The organism is Ensifer sp. Root954 (assembly GCF_001429005.1).
Classification (GTDB): Bacteria; Pseudomonadota; Alphaproteobacteria; order Rhizobiales; family Rhizobiaceae; genus Ensifer; species Ensifer adhaerens.
Genome location: NZ_LMJM01000022.1, coordinates 294,756 through 310,546, shown reverse-complemented (window position 1 = coordinate 310,546; position 15,791 = coordinate 294,756). Strand labels below are relative to the sequence as shown.

General features: G+C 62.7%; 16 protein-coding genes. 10 read left to right on the top strand and 6 right to left on the bottom strand.

What is annotated here, in order from left to right; translation table 11 throughout:
- The first annotated feature begins 1 nt into the window (after position 1).
- Both ASE71_RS13510 and ASE71_RS13505 read left to right on the top strand, forming a co-directional pair.
- Entirely contained in the window at positions 2–484 is a 483-nt protein-coding gene (locus ASE71_RS13510) for a TerB family tellurite resistance protein (RefSeq protein ID WP_060521412.1), read from the top strand.
- 1 nt (position 485) lies between these two features.
- Complete coding sequence (locus tag ASE71_RS13505) at positions 486–1,226, top strand: glutamine amidotransferase (protein ID WP_370689573.1); 741 nt, start codon at positions 486–488, stop codon at positions 1,224–1,226.
- A gap of 21 nt (positions 1,227–1,247) precedes the next feature.
- On the opposite strand, the gene ASE71_RS13500 is transcribed toward ASE71_RS13505, so the two are convergent.
- A complete protein-coding gene (locus tag ASE71_RS13500; protein WP_060521413.1) occupies positions 1,248–2,489 on the bottom strand; it encodes an MFS transporter in 1,242 nt (413 codons plus the stop codon).
- Positions 2,490–2,726: 237 nt separating this feature from the next.
- Here ASE71_RS13500 and ASE71_RS13495 point away from each other — a divergent pair, with 237 nt between their 5' ends.
- Both ASE71_RS13495 and ASE71_RS13490 read left to right on the top strand, forming a co-directional pair.
- Positions 2,727–3,020, top strand: coding sequence for a YggT family protein (locus tag ASE71_RS13495; RefSeq protein WP_089044330.1), 294 nt, complete (start codon positions 2,727–2,729; stop codon positions 3,018–3,020).
- A gap of 21 nt (positions 3,021–3,041) precedes the next feature.
- Positions 3,042–3,356 (top strand): DUF167 domain-containing protein, encoded by a 315-nt coding sequence (locus tag ASE71_RS13490; RefSeq protein ID WP_060521414.1) that lies wholly within the window; start codon positions 3,042–3,044, stop codon positions 3,354–3,356.
- Between the two features lie 3 nt (positions 3,357–3,359).
- Here the strand turns inward: ASE71_RS13490 and ppa are convergent, their stop codons facing one another.
- Positions 3,360–3,893, bottom strand: coding sequence for an inorganic diphosphatase (gene ppa / locus ASE71_RS13485; protein WP_034802613.1), 534 nt, complete (start codon positions 3,891–3,893; stop codon positions 3,360–3,362).
- A 160-nt stretch (positions 3,894–4,053) separates the two neighbouring features.
- Between ppa and ASE71_RS13480 the strand changes: the two genes are divergently transcribed.
- The gene (locus tag ASE71_RS13480; protein WP_060521415.1) at positions 4,054–4,653 is read left to right on the top strand and encodes a hypothetical protein; all 600 of its coding nucleotides are present in this window, start codon (positions 4,054–4,056) and stop codon (positions 4,651–4,653) included.
- Positions 4,654–4,686: 33 nt separating this feature from the next.
- On the opposite strand, the gene ASE71_RS13475 is transcribed toward ASE71_RS13480, so the two are convergent.
- The 3 genes from ASE71_RS13475 to ASE71_RS13465 form a co-directional block, all read right to left on the bottom strand.
- Positions 4,687–5,193, bottom strand: coding sequence for a GNAT family N-acetyltransferase (locus tag ASE71_RS13475; protein ID WP_034802619.1), 507 nt, complete (start codon positions 5,191–5,193; stop codon positions 4,687–4,689).
- Positions 5,194–5,401: 208 nt separating this feature from the next.
- On the bottom strand, positions 5,402–7,228 hold the full coding sequence (gene typA / locus ASE71_RS13470) for a translational GTPase TypA (protein ID WP_034802622.1): 1,827 nt from the start codon (positions 7,226–7,228) through the stop codon (positions 5,402–5,404).
- 201 nt (positions 7,229–7,429) lie between these two features.
- Positions 7,430–8,995 carry an alkaline phosphatase D family protein gene (locus ASE71_RS13465; RefSeq protein ID WP_060521416.1) on the bottom strand — a complete coding sequence of 522 codons (1,566 nt, stop codon included), beginning with the start codon at positions 8,993–8,995 and terminating at the stop codon, positions 7,430–7,432.
- A 263-nt stretch (positions 8,996–9,258) separates the two neighbouring features.
- Between ASE71_RS13465 and ASE71_RS13460 the strand changes: the two genes are divergently transcribed.
- Positions 9,259–10,569: an amidase gene (locus ASE71_RS13460; RefSeq protein ID WP_060521567.1), complete on the top strand. Its 1,311-nt coding sequence runs from the start codon at positions 9,259–9,261 to the stop codon at positions 10,567–10,569.
- Between the two features lie 488 nt (positions 10,570–11,057).
- On the opposite strand, the gene ASE71_RS36415 is transcribed toward ASE71_RS13460, so the two are convergent.
- Positions 11,058–11,219 carry a hypothetical protein gene (locus ASE71_RS36415; protein WP_164475063.1) on the bottom strand — a complete coding sequence of 54 codons (162 nt, stop codon included), beginning with the start codon at positions 11,217–11,219 and terminating at the stop codon, positions 11,058–11,060.
- 241 nt (positions 11,220–11,460) lie between these two features.
- Between ASE71_RS36415 and ASE71_RS13450 the strand changes: the two genes are divergently transcribed.
- The 4 genes from ASE71_RS13450 (at position 11,461) to ASE71_RS13435 (ending at position 15,603) form a co-directional block, all read left to right on the top strand.
- Positions 11,461–11,964: a hypothetical protein gene (locus ASE71_RS13450; protein ID WP_060521568.1), complete on the top strand. Its 504-nt coding sequence runs from the start codon at positions 11,461–11,463 to the stop codon at positions 11,962–11,964.
- 160 nt (positions 11,965–12,124) lie between these two features.
- A complete protein-coding gene (locus tag ASE71_RS13445; protein WP_082566524.1) occupies positions 12,125–13,258 on the top strand; it encodes a PspA/IM30 family protein in 1,134 nt (377 codons plus the stop codon).
- 5 nt (positions 13,259–13,263) lie between these two features.
- Positions 13,264–13,893 (top strand): OB-fold-containig protein, encoded by a 630-nt coding sequence (locus ASE71_RS13440; protein WP_060521419.1) that lies wholly within the window; start codon positions 13,264–13,266, stop codon positions 13,891–13,893.
- Positions 13,894–13,926: 33 nt separating this feature from the next.
- Positions 13,927–15,603: a flotillin family protein gene (locus ASE71_RS13435; protein ID WP_060521420.1), complete on the top strand. Its 1,677-nt coding sequence runs from the start codon at positions 13,927–13,929 to the stop codon at positions 15,601–15,603.
- Positions 15,604–15,791: the final 188 nt, after the last annotated feature.

Genomic DNA, 15,791 nt, shown 5'->3' with positions numbered 1-15,791 from the left:
CATGTTTGAACGCTTACGGACGTTTCTCGATGGTCTGACCGGCCCGGCGAAGCGCATAGAGCATGGCGATCCGCGCGTGGCGGTCATCGCTCTCTGTTTCCAGGTGATGGAGGCCGACGGCCGGATCCTCGCGTCCGAGCGGCGCAAGATGCGCAAGGTCATCAAGGAGCATTACAAGCTCGACGATGCCTCGCTCTCCGCTTTGATCGAAGCCGGCGAGACTGCCGAGAGCGAGGCGATCGACTTCTACCAATTCACTGCCGAGCTCAAGCGTCACCTCTCCGAGGAGCAACGCGTCGAACTCGTCGGCATGCTCTGGGACGTTGTCTATGCCGATGGCGAGCGCAGTGAGATGGAAGATCACGTGATCTGGCGTATTGCCGATCTGCTCGGTGTTTCCGGTCGCGACCGGGTGTTGCAGCGCCAGGAGGCGGCGGCCAGAAGCGACTCGGTCGAGAAAGCCGAGTCACAACAGGATAACTGAAATGCCGATGCCCGACGACAGCGCCCGAAAACCCGTCCTGATCATCCTGCATCAGGAGCGATCGAGCGCCGGCCGCGTCGGCCAGATACTCGAGCAGAAGGGTTTTGGGCTCGACATCCGTCGTCCGGCGCTCGGCGACGATCTGCCGGAAACGCTGGAACGGCACAGCGGCACGATCGTGTTCGGCGGCCCGATGAGCGCCAATGACGAGGAAGAGTTCGTCCGCCGCGAGATCGACTGGCTTTCCGTGCCGCTCAAGGAAAACAAGCCCTATCTCGGCATCTGCCTCGGCGCGCAGATGCTCGCGCGCAACCTCGGCGGCTCGGTGGCACCCCATCACGAGGGCATGACCGAAATCGGCTGGTATCCGCTGGTTGCGACCGAGGCCGGCAAGGCGCTGATGGACTGGCCGGCCATGGTCTACCATTTCCACCGCGAGGGCTTCGACCTGCCTTCCGGTGCCGAGTTGCTCGCAACCGGCGACACCTATCCCAACCAGGCCTTCCGCTACGGTGACAATGCCTGGGGCATCCAGTTCCACGGCGAACTCACCCGCGCCATGATGCATCGCTGGGTGGTGCACGGCGCCCATCGCTTCGAGATGCCCGGTGCCCAGGTGGGCAAGGCCCATCTCGACGGCCGCATGCAGCACGACGGGCCGCTGCGCACCTGGATGGAGAACTTCCTTGAGTTGATCTTCCTGCGCGATGAACGGCCGGGAGAAAAGGCGGAAAGCGCGTAACGTGCTGTCCGCTCGCACCGTTTACTTGTGGTGATCGGGCACGTCGAGCGTATCGATCTTGCGCAATTGCGGAAAGCCAAGCGCCCAAAGCCCTGAGACGAGCAGCGTGCCCATGCCACCGAAGACGACGGCAAAGACCCCGCCGAAGCCGGACGCCATCATGCCGGCGCGGAATTCGCCAAGTTCGTTCGACGCGCCGATGAAGACCATGTTGACGGCGTTGACCCGGCCGCGCAGTTCGTCCGGCGTCCAGAGCGTGATCAGCGTCTCGCGCACATAGACCGATACCATGTCGGCAGCACCCATGACGACGAGGGCCGCGATCGAGACCCAGGGGGTCGCTGAAAGGCCGAAGATAACGGTGCCGAGACCGAAGAGCGCCACGCCGATGAACATGTAGAAACCGGCGCGATGGCGGATCGGGTGCGCCGCCAGCCAGACCGCCATGGCAACGGCGCCGACACCCGGGGCCGCGCGCAACAGGCCGAGCCCCCAGGGGCCGAGGTCGAGGATATCGCGGGCAAAGACCGGCATCAGCGCCACGGCGCCGCCGAGCAGCACTGCAAAAAGGTCGAGCGATATGGCGCCGAGCACCACCTTCTCCGCCTTGATGTAGCGGAAGCCGGCGGTGATCGTCTGCCAGCTTTGCGCCGAGGCCTGGGTGCGCGTCGCCGGCTTCGGAATGGCAAAGACCATGAATGCGGAGGCGAGGAAGAAGCAGAAGCCGATGGCATAAGGAAAGACCGCGCCGAGCGCGTAGATGAGACCACCCGCGACCGGGCCGACGATCATCGCGGTCTGCCAGGAGGTGGAGTTCCAGGCGATCGCGTTGGGCAGATCTTCCGGCGGCACGAGGTTAGGCGCCAGCGATTGCGACGCGGGTGCAAGGAATGCACGCTCGATGCCGAAGACCACGAGAACCGCATAAACCGGCCACGGCGAAAACAGCCCGGTGACTGTCAGCGCGAGCAGCGCCGCTGCGCAAAGCGTGCTGACCACCATGCAGACGCCCATGATCATGCGCCGGTTGTAGCGGTCGGCCACGGATCCTGTGACGAGGATCAGCACCAGCGATGGCAGGAACTGGAAAAGGCCGATCAAGCCGAGATCGAAGGGATCGCGCGTCAGATCGTAGATCTGCCAGCCGACCGCGACAGAGATGATCTGGATCGCGAAATAGGCGAGGAAGCGCGAGAAGAAGTAGCGACGATAGCCGACATGCCGAAACGCGGCAAAACGATGCGAGGCATGGACGGCGGACATGAGGAAGTCGCTCCTGAAGCGGGTTGCGCAAAACTGGGTCGCGGTTTTGCGATAACGACAAGTGAAACGTCAATATTCAAAAGGCAGGCAGCGCATCTGAAGGATCGCGACACGCTTTCGTCGGCACCGACTGTCGAGCGGCCACACGTTAAACATGATCGCGCCCGATAAACCGGCGTACTTGCTCGTTTAGGTCTCAATGTCTACATGTCTGTCAATAACGATTTGGAGACCGGCATGCTTGCTGTTATCGGCACCTTGAACTTCATCATCAACATCGCGTGGTTTCTGGTCATCGCGTCGGCCATCTTTTCCTGGCTCTACGCGTTCAATGTCATCAACGTGAACAACCAGGCGATCAACATGATCGGCCGCTCGCTTTACCAGTTAACCGAGCCGCTCTACCGCCCGATCCGCCGCATCCTGCCCGACATGGGCGGCGTCGACCTTTCGCCGCTGGTCGTTCTGGTAATCCTCTATTTCATCCAGCTTTTCCTGAACACGACGATCGCGCCGGCCTTGCTGGGCTGACGACGGCCGGCCAGGTGCAGGGTGAGTAGCACGGCCTTCACCGCGCATGGCGACCATGTTCGCCTGACGGTGCGCCTGACGCCGAACGGCGGCCGTGATGCCATCGACGGGCTGGAAGCGGCGGATGGCGAAGAATATCTGAAAGTGCGCGTCCGCGCGGTCCCGGAGAAAGGCAAGGCCAATCAGGCACTGCTTGCCTTTCTTGCCAAGACGCTCGGGCTTGCCAAGAGCAAGCTCTCCCTCATCTCAGGCGAAACGCAGCGCAAAAAAATCCTCCGGATCGAGAGCGACCCGGAGGATCTGATGAAACGCCTTGCCGAACTGGCCGGCAGATAAAGCTTACTTGGCGCCCTTGGCGCGCTCGACGGCTTCCTTGATCAGCTGGCGGGCGGTGGAAGCATCCTTCCAGCCGTAGATCTTCACCCACTTGCCGGGCTCCAGATCCTTGTAGTGCTCGAAGAAGTGCTCGATCTGCTTCAGCGTGATTTCCGGCAGGTCGGTGTATTCGTGAACCTTGTCGTAGCGCTGCGTCAGGTGACCCGACGGAACGGCGATGATCTTCTCGTCCTGACCGGAATTGTCTTCCATCATCATCACGCCGATCGGGCGCACATTGATGACGCAGCCCGGAACCAGCGGACGGGTGTTGCAGATCAAAACGTCGATCGGATCGCCATCGTCCGAGAGCGTATGCGGCACGAAGCCGTAGTTGCCCGGATAGGTCATCGGCGTATAGAGGAAGCGGTCGACGACCAGCGTGCCGGCTTCCTTGTCCATCTCGTACTTGATCGGATGGCCGCCGACGGGAACCTCAACGATCACGTTGACATCTTCTGGTGGATTCTTTCCGATGGAAATCGCGTCGATGCGCATGGATCTACTCCAGGGTCGGTTTGAGAAGTTTGCCCGTCGGATAAAGGGAAACATGCCGCGATGCAACATAACTTTCGTCCGTAGCGCAGATTCAACCGGTCGTTTTGCGCCTGCCCATCGACCTCTACAGGTCTGCCAATCGCGTTTGAGGGAGTTTCGTATGAACGGAAGGGTTGCATGCCTGGCGCTGGTGCTTTTGTCCGCCGGCCCCGTCTTGGCCAATGAGAGCGTCTATACCGACATCGGCCGCGACAAGTGTAAGACGATCGCCGAAGAAGAGGGCATGTACGCGTTGATGACCTGCCCCGGCCATGCAGACTATCCCGTTCGCTTCAAGGAAGCCGACATCCGCCAGAGTGTTTCGTTCGGCCACCTGAACCAGCGCTATGCCGACGACGCTTTCGAGAGTTTCATTCCATTCAACCACGCCGGCACGACCGTGGAGTGGCGGGTTGCCAAGGATGGCAAGGCCGTAGCGACGATCCTGCGCTGGTTCATCGAGAACACGGACGCGTCCGGCGCTTCGGTTCCTGCACTTCAGGGGCAGGTGCTCGTCATTTCCAAGGTGGCCGAGAAGGATGACGGCAAGGGTTGCGTCGCCGGCTATGTCGATGCGCTTGCCAATCCCGATCCGAATGCGCTTGCTCGCAAGATCGCCGACGAGGTGGCACCGACCTTCCGCTGCGGCGTCGACAAGCCCACCTATCACGGCACGCGGGGCGACAAGGCGGCCGATCCCAACAACGAACTGCCTGAGTAAGTCTTTGATTTCAGTGTCGCGGAGGCATCGGGCCTAGTTCCAGGCGAAGCCGACCTTCTTCAGGTGCTTGTCGCCGAAATCTTCCATGCCTTCGGCGATATCGGTGCCGCCGGCACCCTGGAAGAACTGGTAGGCATGCTCGCTGTCTTCGAGGCACCAGACGACGAGGCCACGGCAGCCGAGCGAACGCAGCAGGCTCTTGGCCTCGCCGAAGAGAATTCGCCCGAGGCCGATGCCCTGGTATTCCGGCCTCAGGTAGATCTCGTAGATCTCGCCTTCCTGCGGCAGGGCCTTGGCGCGGCTGAGGCCGAGCGTTGCATAGCCGGCGATGGTTCCGGCGACGTCGACGACGAGCAGCGTGGCAGGGCCGCGGGTCGCCTTGCGCCACCAGGTCTCGTCACGGCGATTGACCATCTGAACGAGCGGACGATGGGGAATGAGACCGCCATAGGTCTGCAGCCACGAAACGCGGTGCACATCGGCAATTGCCGACGCTTCCTGCGGCTCTCCGGGCCGAATCTCTATCGAAACAGTCTTCATGACTCGCGACTCTAAACACACACAAGGCGAACAGGAATCCCGCCCGGTTGCCAGCCTGCGTTAACCCACAGGCAACTTTAACGGCACCCAATGGAAGGTTAACGCCTTTTTAACTTTATCCGCAAGTCGCCCATCGGTGGCACACACAGCAAAAAACCCCGGATCGCTCCGGGGTTTTTCTGAAAGTCGTAGGATCGATCAGGATCGATCAAGCAGCGCCAGCCGTGCGGGCCTTTTCGAAGCGCTTGCGATCGTTCGGGTCGAGGTGCAGCTTGCGAAGACGGATCGACTTCGGCGTCACTTCGACCAGCTCGTCGTCCTGGATCCAGGAGAGCGCGCGCTCGAGCGTCATGCGGATCGGCGGCGTCAGGCGAACGGCTTCGTCCTTGCCGGCGGCGCGCATGTTGGTGAGTTTCTTGCCCTTGAGCACGTTCACTTCGAGATCGTTGTCGCGGGTGTGGATGCCGATGATCATGCCGGCATAGACCTTCTCGCCGGCGTCGATGATCATCGGGCCGCGGTCTTCCAGGTTGAACATCGCGTAGGCAACCGATTCACCGGCGTCGTTCGAAAGCAGAACGCCGTTGACGCGACCACCGATCTCGCCCTTGTAGGGCTGGTAGGCGTGGAACAGGCGGTTCATGATCGCCGTGCCGCGGGTATCGGTCAAAAGTTCCGACTGGTAGCCGATGAGGCCGCGGGTCGGAGCGAAGAACACCAGACGGACGCGATTGCCGCCAGACGGACGCAGTTCGACCATCTCGGCCTTGCGCTCGGACATCTTCTGCACGACGACGCCCGAATGCTCTTCGTCGACGTCGATCACGACTTCTTCGATCGGCTCGAGCATCTGGCCGTTGTCATCCTTGTGCATGACAACGCGCGGACGCGAAACGGCAAGCTCGAAGCCTTCACGACGCATGGTTTCGATGAGAACCGCAAGCTGCAGTTCGCCGCGGCCCGATACGAAGAAGGAGTCCTTTTCCGAGGATTCTTCGATCTTCAGCGCAACGTTGCCTTCGGCTTCCTTGAACAGGCGGTCGCGGATGACGCGGCTCGTGACCTTGTCGCCTTCGGTGCCGGCAAGCGGGCTGTCGTTGACGATGAAGGACATGGTGACGGTCGGCGGGTCGATCGGCTGCGCGGTCAGCGCTTCGGCGACCGACGGATCGCAGAAGGTGTCGGCGACGGTGCCCTTGGTAAGGCCGGCGATCGCAACGATGTCGCCTGCCTGTGCTTCTTCGATCGGCTGACGCTCGATGCCGCGGAAGGCGAGGATCTTCGAGATACGGCCGGTTTCAAGCAGCTTGCCATCCTGGCCGAGAACCTTGACGGCCTGGTTCGGCTTGACGGTGCCCGAGTGAACGCGACCGGTGATGATGCGGCCGAGGAAGGGGTTGGCTTCGAGGATCGTGCCGATCATGCGGAACGGGCCTTCGGCAACCGTCGGCTCCGGCACGTGCTGCAGCACCAGGTCGAGCAGCGGCGCCATGCCCTGGTCCTTCGGACCTTCCGGGTTGACGTTCATCCAGCCATCGCGGCCCGAACCGTAGAGGATCGGGAAGTCGAGCTGCTCGTCAGAGGCGTCGAGGTTGGCGAAGAGGTCGAAGACTTCGTTGATGACTTCTTCGTGGCGGCCGTCCGGGCGGTCGATCTTGTTGATCGCGACGATCGGCTTCAGGCCGACCTTCAGCGCCTTGCCGACGACGAACTTCGTCTGCGGCATCGGGCCCTCGGAAGCGTCGACGAGAACGATAGCGCCGTCCACCATCGACAGGATGCGCTCGACTTCACCGCCGAAGTCGGCGTGGCCGGGGGTGTCGACGATGTTGATGCGCACGCCCTTCCATTCGACCGAAGTCGCCTTGGCGAGGATGGTGATGCCGCGTTCTTTTTCGATGTCGTTGGAGTCCATGACGCGTTCGGCAACGCGCTGGTTTTCGCGGAACGAGCCCGACTGCTTCAGGAGCTCGTCAACAAGGGTCGTTTTCCCATGGTCGACGTGCGCGATAATCGCGATGTTACGAATGCTCATTTTTCGTCTCGGAAGGTTCAGGGCAAGCCCCGATGGGCCACGCCGCTTTTTCAATGGTCGCGCTCATACAGGTTTTTTTGCGATTGCGAAAGGGGGGCGCGCGCATGAGCGTCGTGTTCAAATGCCGGTAGGCCATGGGTTTGCACTCGTCAGGGGTCTCACGAACGCCGTTTGCAAAGCTGTTGGCCGCGACCGAATTCCTCATGCAATTGCGGCCGGATCGAGCGTCACGCGCCAGAGTTCCTGGTCCTGCCGGTCCATCAGCCGCACCGTCATCTGCTGCGTCTGGCCGTTGATATCGACGATGCCGAAAAACTGCAGACCAGCCGATGGCGGCAGGTTCTGGTCGATGCCGCCGCCGGATGCCTTGATGAAGCGAACCTCCGGCCCGAAGGTCATGTCGAGCTCCTTCGGCCCATAGGTGCCGGAATGCAGTGGACCGGACACGAACTCCCAGAACGGCGTGAAATCCTTGAATGCGCCGCGCCCCGGATCGTAGTGATGCGCGGCGGTGTAGTGCACGTCCGCCGTCAGCCAGACGAGGTTGTCGATGCCGTTGTCGCGGACGAAGCGCAGGAGATCGGCAAATTCGCGTTCGCGCCCCGCGGGCGGACCGTTGTCGCCATTGGCGATCGCGTCCGAACCGCGCCGGTTGGTGTAATCGTCCCAGACGACGAGACCGATCGGCATGTCGCAGGCGATCACCTTCCAGGTGGCCCGCGAGGCAGCAAGTTCGCGCTTAAGCCAGTCGACCTGCCGCCAGCCGAACAGGGCGCCGCCGCCGTCTTCTCCCTGGTTGGCGCCGCGATAGGATCTGAGGTCAACGAAGAACACGTCGAGCAACGGACCATAGCCGATCTTGCGGAAGATGCGGCCGGGCTGCGTTGCCGGCATGCGGATCGGCGTCATCTCGTTGAACGCCCGCGCCGCCCGCTCCGCATAGACGGCAACATCCTTTTCCGGATAGCGCGCGTCGTCGCGCAGGTCGGTCGAGGCCGACCAGTTGTTCAGCACCTCGTGGTCGTCCCATTGATAGAAAGTGGGGCACACGGCGTTGAGTTGCCGCACATGCTCGTCGAGCAGATTGTATTTCCATTGCCCGCGATATTCTTCCAGCGTCCGCGCCACGTCGCGCTTCTCATGCGTCACCACGCGGTTCTTCCAGACACCGCCATCACGTAGCGCTATCTCGTCAGGGATCGGGTTATCGGCATAGATCGTGTCACCGGAATGAATGAAGAAGTCCGGCTCGTGCTGGCGCATGGTCGAATAGGTCTTCATGCCGACATCATCAATGCCCCAGCCCTGCCCGGCCGTGTCGCCGGACCAGACGAAGCGGATCGAGCGCTTGCGCAAGGGGGCGGTGCGAAACCGGCCGGTGACCGGCGCGGAGACGCGGTTGACGTCGTAGAGATCCGTGGCGGTGAAGCGGTAGAAGATATCCTGGTCCGGCAGCAGCCCGTCGAGCGAACATTTGATCGCGCAATCCGTCTGCGGCGTCGCCGTCAGATCGGAAAGGCGAAGGGGGTTGGAGAAGCTCTCGGTGGTCGAGTATTCGACCGACACCTTCGACGGGCGATCCACCCGTGTCCAGATCATGCCGGAGGACGTATCGACATCGCCCGATTGCACGCCGTGAATGAATTCCGGCCGGCCGTAGCCGCGTGCATAAAAGGGTGTCGCAAGACCGGATGAGGCCACGAAGCCCGCGGCACCGGCGGAAAGCAGGAAAGAACGCCTCGAAAGCGTCTTGAGGATATCGGCCAAACAGACCTCCGATTCGGCAGCGCCACCGCGCGTGCCGGACCTTTGGTCATCTGGGTGTCAGCGACGTAACAGGCGCATGAAACTATTTGAACGGTTTGGCGACAGTTCGGTGAAGGCCGGAGCTGGCCGCGGCGACAATGGGACGATGGCAAACGCTGCCAATGCTGTTATCAAAGGCGATCAGCGTTGGCCTTGGTGAATCCGGGCAACGAACCCGCCTCCTGCCCCCGTTCGGTGGCCACAGAAATCGACAGGTGATCATCGTGTCCCATGCCGCCAACGTCTCCGTCCGCGACCGCCTGGAACAGATCCTGAGCCGGCTCAACAATCGTCGGCACGAGCAAAAGGCTTTTGTCCGGCTCTACGAAGAGCGCGCGCGGAGCGAGGCAGACGCGGCCGACCGCCGCCGGCAGGCGGGGGACGGCCTTGGGCCGCTCGACGGCAAGATCGTTTCAATCAAGGACCTGTTGGATATCGCCGGCGAACCGACGCTTGCCGGCTCCATCATCCGCCGCGACGCGCCGCCGGCCCAAAAAGACGCGCTCGTTGTCCAGCGGCTGCGGGCTGCCGGTGCAGTCATTATCGGCAAGACGCATATGACCGAATTCGCGTTTACGGCCATCGGCCTCAATCCGCACTACCCGGTACCCGGCAACGCCACCGACGAAAGCCTGATCCCCGGCGGTTCATCCTCGGGCGCTGGCGTGTCGACAGCAGAAGGCACCTGTGACATTGCCATCGGTTCAGATACCGGTGGCTCGATCCGCATCCCCGCGGCGCTGAACGGCATCGTCGGCTTCAAGCCGACGGCGAACCGCATCCCGCTCGATGGCGCCTTTCCGCTCTCGCCGGTTCTGGATTCGCTCGGACCGCTCGCCCGGACCGTGGCCGATTGTGCAGCGACCGATGCTGTGATGGCCGGCGAGCAGCCAAGGCCGCTTGTCGCCCGTCCTGTCGCAGATCTTCGTATCGGCATCCCACGTGGCAGGCTGTTTGAAGACCTCTCCCCCGAAGTCGCCGACGCCTTTGCGGCAAGCCTCGACCGACTGGCCAAAGCGGGTGCCAAGATCGTCGACTGCACCATCGATGACTTGATCGAGAAGCTCGGCGAAGCGACGCGGATCGGCTCGGTTGCGGGCCTGGAGGCAAGCCGTATCCACGCCGGATGGCTGGGTGATGCGGCCGCCCCAGTCGACGAAAGGGTCAAGTTCTCGCTTCGCCGCCGCCTTTTGGTGCCCGACGCGGCGATCTCGGCCCTGCTGCAAACCCGGCATGCGCTCGCCGCCGCCATGGACGAGCGGCTCTCGCCCTACGATCTCATCGCACTGCCGACGACGCCGATTGCGGCCGTGTCCATCGCAAGCGTCGACATCGACGCGGCGGAATACGACCGCGTCGAGAGCCTGCTGCTGCGCAACTGCCAGGTCGCCAACCAGTTCGATCTCACCGCTATCACCCTGCCGATGCCGGGCCTTGTGCGGCCGGCCGGACTGATGCTGGTTGGGAGAAACGGAACCGATGCGACCGTACTGGCGTCAGCCCTTTCAGCCCAGGCGCTGCTTCAGGAAGCTTGAACGGCGCGCCCGATGGTCATCGAATGAAACACCAGCCTGCAAGCAGGCCGGTTCGGCAGTCGTCGTCGAAGGACATCAAGCGGGCATGGATCCCGTTGAAATCGGAACTCCGCAACGCCTTGTTCTCTACGGCCAATCGCTCGCGCCTTGATGCGCCAAACATGCCGAGCGATGTGCGCGCCGATTTTGCGACAGCGATATGCGATGAAGCAGACTTGATCTGCGACGCGCTTTAGCGTGAGCGCTTCGAGGCCCGAAGGATCAGCCAGACCGGTACGCCGATAATCAGCAGCGCTATGACCGTATGCCAGATAGAAAATGTCATGCTTGTGCGTCTCCCCTAGCGCAAGCGATACGTGGCCGCGAATTCTCCCGACATCCGCCGCATCGCCGATTGGAACCCGGTCAGAACAGGACATCCCTGATTCGATTCGCAACCGATGGTGGATTACGTTCGAAAAATAGTTCGTGGAGGAGACGCGCTCCGCTCAATGCATCGTTTCGCCGGAGATCTCGTCACGGAGGATGCGGAAGGCATCTTCAAGCGCGGCGACCAAGACATCGGTCAGTTCGTCGCCGTCATTGTTCGCGAGATAGAGGGCAACCATCCTGTCGGATGGGTCGCGGTAATGCTCGATATCGTTTGACATATCATTGTCCTTCATTCGCCGTGTCACATCCCGGCCATTGAGGTGACTATAGGCGAAGGGACTTGCGTAAAGCTGGATGCATGACATCAGGCGAAGGGCACAGCACGCAGCGTCGCGTTATTCTCCATGCGCTCCCTAACGGGGTCGACGGACAAAGGATAGAGGATAGCGACCTATTTCGCTCGCGCCGGGCGCACGAGCACGCTAGAGCATGTCGCCGACGAACGACGCGGGAATGAGCATGTCGAAGAAAACCAAGAGCGACGAAACCGCGGACGTGCAGCGCCTGAAACTCGATTTTCCCGACATCCACGCGGATCTGATCGCCGGGCGCATCCCGTCACTGCGCAAGGCGCTTATCGCGGCAGGGCTTAAGGACGAGCGCACGCGCCTCGACAAGCTCAAGAATTCCTGGACCAAGGCAAGCCCCACCGAGCGTGAAACGTTCCTCAAGTGGCTGAGCAGCAATGGCGGCCCGGACGGGCTTGCCCCACACGCTCATATCGATCCGCCGCTCGCAGCGCCCCCCGCGATTGCCAGCGGTCGCTACCTGCTCTCCGAAACGATCGCCGAAATCCGCACGATCATGAATCGCCGCCGGATGCGGGCGAACGACATCATGGCCGAGATGGGATTTGCCGGCGACGACCTGTCCCTCACCCGCGCCCTGTCCAAGGGCGCAAGCCTGCGGCTCTCGGTGATTGCCGCGCTGGAAACCTGGTTGCGCAACAACGCGGCGGAGTGAACCCGCCGGACAATCGTCCGCTTTCAACGCGCCCCTCTTCCGCCCGCTGCAACCCGCATTGCCGGCGCGCGACCGTTGAGTGCGTTCAGCAGAAGAATATTGCAACTTAAACCTGAGCCAATCCTTGAAAGCACGAAAGTGGTACTTTATGTTATTGCTCATGGCTCAGAGCAACCACACGTCGATCTTGTACTACGATCTCGCGCCGGACGCGGAGGCCAGACGCGCGCTGGAAGAAACCTTCGTTGCCTACGCCGACATGCTGGCGATGCTCGATGAACTCGCCGGCGAAAAGGCGGGCGCCAATCTCGTAACGTTGCATGAACTTGCCTACGAAACGGTCCGGGAGCGCACCGGGCTTCCGGCGCGCATGGTCACGCTTGGACTGCGTGACTTCGCGGCAAACCGCGGACAGCAGGCCAATGCCGAAAGGCTGCCGCTGGACGACAAGCTTTTCGCAATCAAGGGACCGTCGGATCTGACCGTCGCCACCGTGCGTGGTCGCGTCGCGATCCCATACGACGTCGCCGGCTATTCGCCGGGCACTCTGAATATCTTCGCCGCCCAGCTCGTTGCACAGAAAGGCGGCTATCAGATCCACATTGGCGTCACCACGCATTCCGACCGAACGGAGAAGAAAATGATGACGAATGAAGGCATCCTATCCCGTATGGGCCGCTTGATCGCCGGTCTCGCCAATGCCGCCGTCGACAAGGCGGAAGGCAGCAACAAGATCGTGATCGTCGAACAGGCACTCCGCGAAATCGACGCAGCGGCTGAAGAGGCCCGGAGCGATATCGGCCAGGCACGCGCCGAGGAGTATCGCATCCTCAGCCGCCGCGACGAAATCGGCGCCGATCTCGAAAAGCTCGACGAAAAGATCAGCACCGCCATCTCTGCCGCCCGGGAAGACCTTGCCAAGGCCGGTGTCGCCCGCCAGATCGACCTGGAATCGCAGCTGGCCGCGCTGGACAAGGCGCTGGCCGGCGCCCGCACCGATCTCGAAGAGGGCCAGCAGGCGCTGCAGGCGGTGCTTGCCACCCGCCGCGAGGCCGAGGCGCGGCTCGCCGATCTCAAGCGCAGCATCGCCCAGTTCCCCGAGAGCAAGGTTTCGGGCCTGGCAAAGCCCAGCCCGGTGGACGGTGCCGCCCGCGCCGCTGCCGCTGTCTCCCGCGCCACGGGCGTACCGGGCGGAGAACACGGCAGCAGCGCCGAGCTGGACGAACTCGACCGCCTGCATCGCGATCGGGCGATCGAGGCGAGACTGGCCGCACTCAAGGCAAAGCAGCACTGACGCCGATGCTGTTCTTCCTCGCCCCGGAATCCCTACCCTTCGCGGTTGCGGCGGTGATGTTGGCCGCCTTCACCGGCATCGAGCTCCTCTGCCTGCTGCTCGGCTTCTCGCTGGGTGAGGCGATCGACAAGGCCTGGCTGGACGACCACAACGCATTGGGCGGGCTGATGTCCTGGTTCAATGTCGGCGGCGTACCGCTGCTCGTGCTGCTGATGCTTTTCCTCGGCCTCTTCGCGATGATCGGTTTTGTCATCCAGGCGGTGGCCGGGGCCCTGTGGGCGCCGCTGCCTGCCCTTGTTGCGGCGCTACCGGCACTCGCCGTCTCGCTGCCCGCAGTTCGGATGTCAAGCCGATGGGTGGCAAAGATCGTGCCGCGTGACGAAAGCTATGCCGTTGATCTCGGCGATTTCGTCGGCCGCAGCGGCGAAGTCACCGTCGGCCCACTGGACCAGGGCCTGCCGGGACGCATCCGCCTCAAGGATCGCCACGGCAACTGGCATGTGCTGCGCGCGCGCGCCGCCCGCAACGAGCAACCGATCGCCATCGGCACGCAGGTGCTCGTCGTCGACCGCGTTTCCAACATTTTCATTGCGATATCGGCGCCGGCAGACCTGCTGACGCCGCCCAATCCTTAATATTCCCACGTTTTAAAGTCTCACGGAGCAACCATGTTTTATGAACTCTTGGTGCCGGCCGGCATCGGCATCGTCCTGATCCTCGGCATCGGCTTTGTTCTTGCATCGCTCTATACCCGCTCGAGCCGCGACGAAGCATATGTGCGCACGGGCCTTGGCGGCCAGAAGGTGGTCCTCGACGGCGGCTCCATCGTGCTGCCGATCTTCCACTCGATCGCCCGCGTCAACCTGAAGACGCTGCGCCTTGAAGTTCGCCGCGGCGAAGGCGACGCGCTGATCACCAAGGACCGCATGCGCGTCGATATAGGCGCGGAATTCTATGTCCGCGTGAAGCCCGATGCCTCCTCGATCGCGCTTGCAGCCCAGACACTCGGCGACCGTACCAACGATGCCGAACAGCTGCGCGTGCTGATCGAGGCCAAGTTCGTCGACGGTCTGCGCTCGGTCGCCGCCACCATGAGCCTCGACGCGCTGCAGGAACAGCGCATGGATTTCGTCAAGGCGGTGCAGGAAGCGGTCGGCGCCGACCTGCAGTCGAACGGTCTCGAACTCGAATCCGTTTCGCTGACCCGTCTCGACCAGACGGATATCAAGCACTTCAACGCCAACAACTTCTTCGACGCGCATGGTCTTGCGGCGCTGACCCGCATTACCGAGGGCCGCAAGAAGGAGCGCAACGAGATCGTGCGCGATACCGAAGTCGCGATCGCCCAGAAGGATCTGGAAGCCCGCCAGCAATCGCTGACGATCGAGCGCACCAAGCGCGAGGCGGAGCTGAACCAGGAACGCGACATCGCCAACAAGTCGGCCGCCACCCGCGCCGAAACCGCGCAGCAGGAACAGGCGGCCAAGCGCGCCGAGGAAGAAGCTCGCATCGCCGCCGAGCAGGCGATCGCCGAACGCGAAGCACTTGCCAAGCAGGCGCGTGAAAGCGCCAACATCGACGCCACCCGCGCCGTGCAGCAGCGCGACACGGAAGCCCGCCGCGACCTGCAGATCGTTTCGCAGGAAAGCGCCATCGCGGTTGCCAACAAGAGCCGGGAAGAGTCCGAGGCGAAGGCCCAGGCTGAAACCGCCCGTGCGCTCGCCATTGCCGCGGAAGAAAAGGTGGAAACCGCAAAGGCCGTGGAAATCGCTGAACGCGAACGCCAGATCGCCGTCATCGACGCCCGCAAGAACGCCGAAACCGAAGCGACCGCCGTGACCGTCGGCGCCGAAGCCGAAAAGCAGGCGGCCCTCGACCAGGCCGATGCGATCAAGACGCTGGCCACCGCCGAGGCCGACGCCGCGATCATCAAGGCGAAGGGCGTGCTCGAAACCGGCAAGGCCGCAGCCGAGAGCGAGGCGCTGCTCAACGAAGCCCGCAACAAGCTGAGCTCCGCCATCATTGAATTCGAGATCCTGCGCGAACGCATCCGCATCATTCCCGAAGCGCTGGCAGAAGCGGTCAAGCCGATCGAGAAGATCTCCGACATCCGCATCTTCGACACCGGCGGCATGCTCGGCCGCAACGGCGGCGGCGACGGTGCTGCAAACGGCATCGGCCTTGGCGACGGGTTGGCGGGCCAGCTCCTGTCCTACCAGGCCAACAAGCCGATCGTCGACCAACTGCTGAAGGAAGCCGGCTTCAACGGTGAAAATGCCATCTCGTCGCTTCTCGGCAACCTGCAGGCGGCACCGCCGCCGGCGGAGCAATCGCCGAAGAAGTAAAGCGAAACCGACGGGATCCCTGGCCTCGCGGCCGGGGATCAGACTATGGGTGCGGGCATCAGGTCAGGCCGGCCCGCGCGTGACCGCAAGCATCCTGCGGCGCTGTCGTCGCGACCCTTAAACCGGCCCTGCGGCCGACGGTCCGCCTTCTTCCCTCCTGCCTCGGCTGCCGGGTCACGGGCCGCTCA

Excerpts from the sequence above, each read along its gene's own strand:
- ASE71_RS13475 (WP_034802619.1), bottom strand. The coding sequence starts at position 5,193 with ATGAAGACTGTTTCGATAGAGATTCGGCCCGGAGAGCCGCAGGAAGCG.
- ASE71_RS13510 (WP_060521412.1), top strand. The coding sequence starts at position 2 with ATGTTTGAACGCTTACGGACGTTTCTCGATGGTCTGACCGGCCCGGCG.
- ASE71_RS13445 (WP_082566524.1), top strand. The coding sequence starts at position 12,125 with ATGGCTCAGAGCAACCACACGTCGATCTTGTACTACGATCTCGCGCCG.
- ppa (WP_034802613.1), bottom strand. The coding sequence starts at position 3,893 with ATGCGCATCGACGCGATTTCCATCGGAAAGAATCCACCAGAAGATGTC.
- ASE71_RS13505 (WP_370689573.1), top strand. The coding sequence starts at position 486 with ATGCCGATGCCCGACGACAGCGCCCGAAAACCCGTCCTGATCATCCTG.
- ASE71_RS13450 (WP_060521568.1), top strand. The coding sequence starts at position 11,461 with ATGTCGAAGAAAACCAAGAGCGACGAAACCGCGGACGTGCAGCGCCTG.
- ASE71_RS13495 (WP_089044330.1), top strand. The coding sequence starts at position 2,727 with ATGCTTGCTGTTATCGGCACCTTGAACTTCATCATCAACATCGCGTGG.
- ASE71_RS13440 (WP_060521419.1), top strand. The coding sequence starts at position 13,264 with ATGCTGTTCTTCCTCGCCCCGGAATCCCTACCCTTCGCGGTTGCGGCG.
- ASE71_RS13500 (WP_060521413.1), bottom strand. The coding sequence starts at position 2,489 with ATGTCCGCCGTCCATGCCTCGCATCGTTTTGCCGCGTTTCGGCATGTC.
- ASE71_RS13480 (WP_060521415.1), top strand. The coding sequence starts at position 4,054 with ATGAACGGAAGGGTTGCATGCCTGGCGCTGGTGCTTTTGTCCGCCGGC.
- ASE71_RS13435 (WP_060521420.1), top strand. The coding sequence starts at position 13,927 with ATGTTTTATGAACTCTTGGTGCCGGCCGGCATCGGCATCGTCCTGATC.
- ASE71_RS36415 (WP_164475063.1), bottom strand. The coding sequence starts at position 11,219 with ATGTCAAACGATATCGAGCATTACCGCGACCCATCCGACAGGATGGTT.
- typA (WP_034802622.1), bottom strand. The coding sequence starts at position 7,228 with ATGAGCATTCGTAACATCGCGATTATCGCGCACGTCGACCATGGGAAA.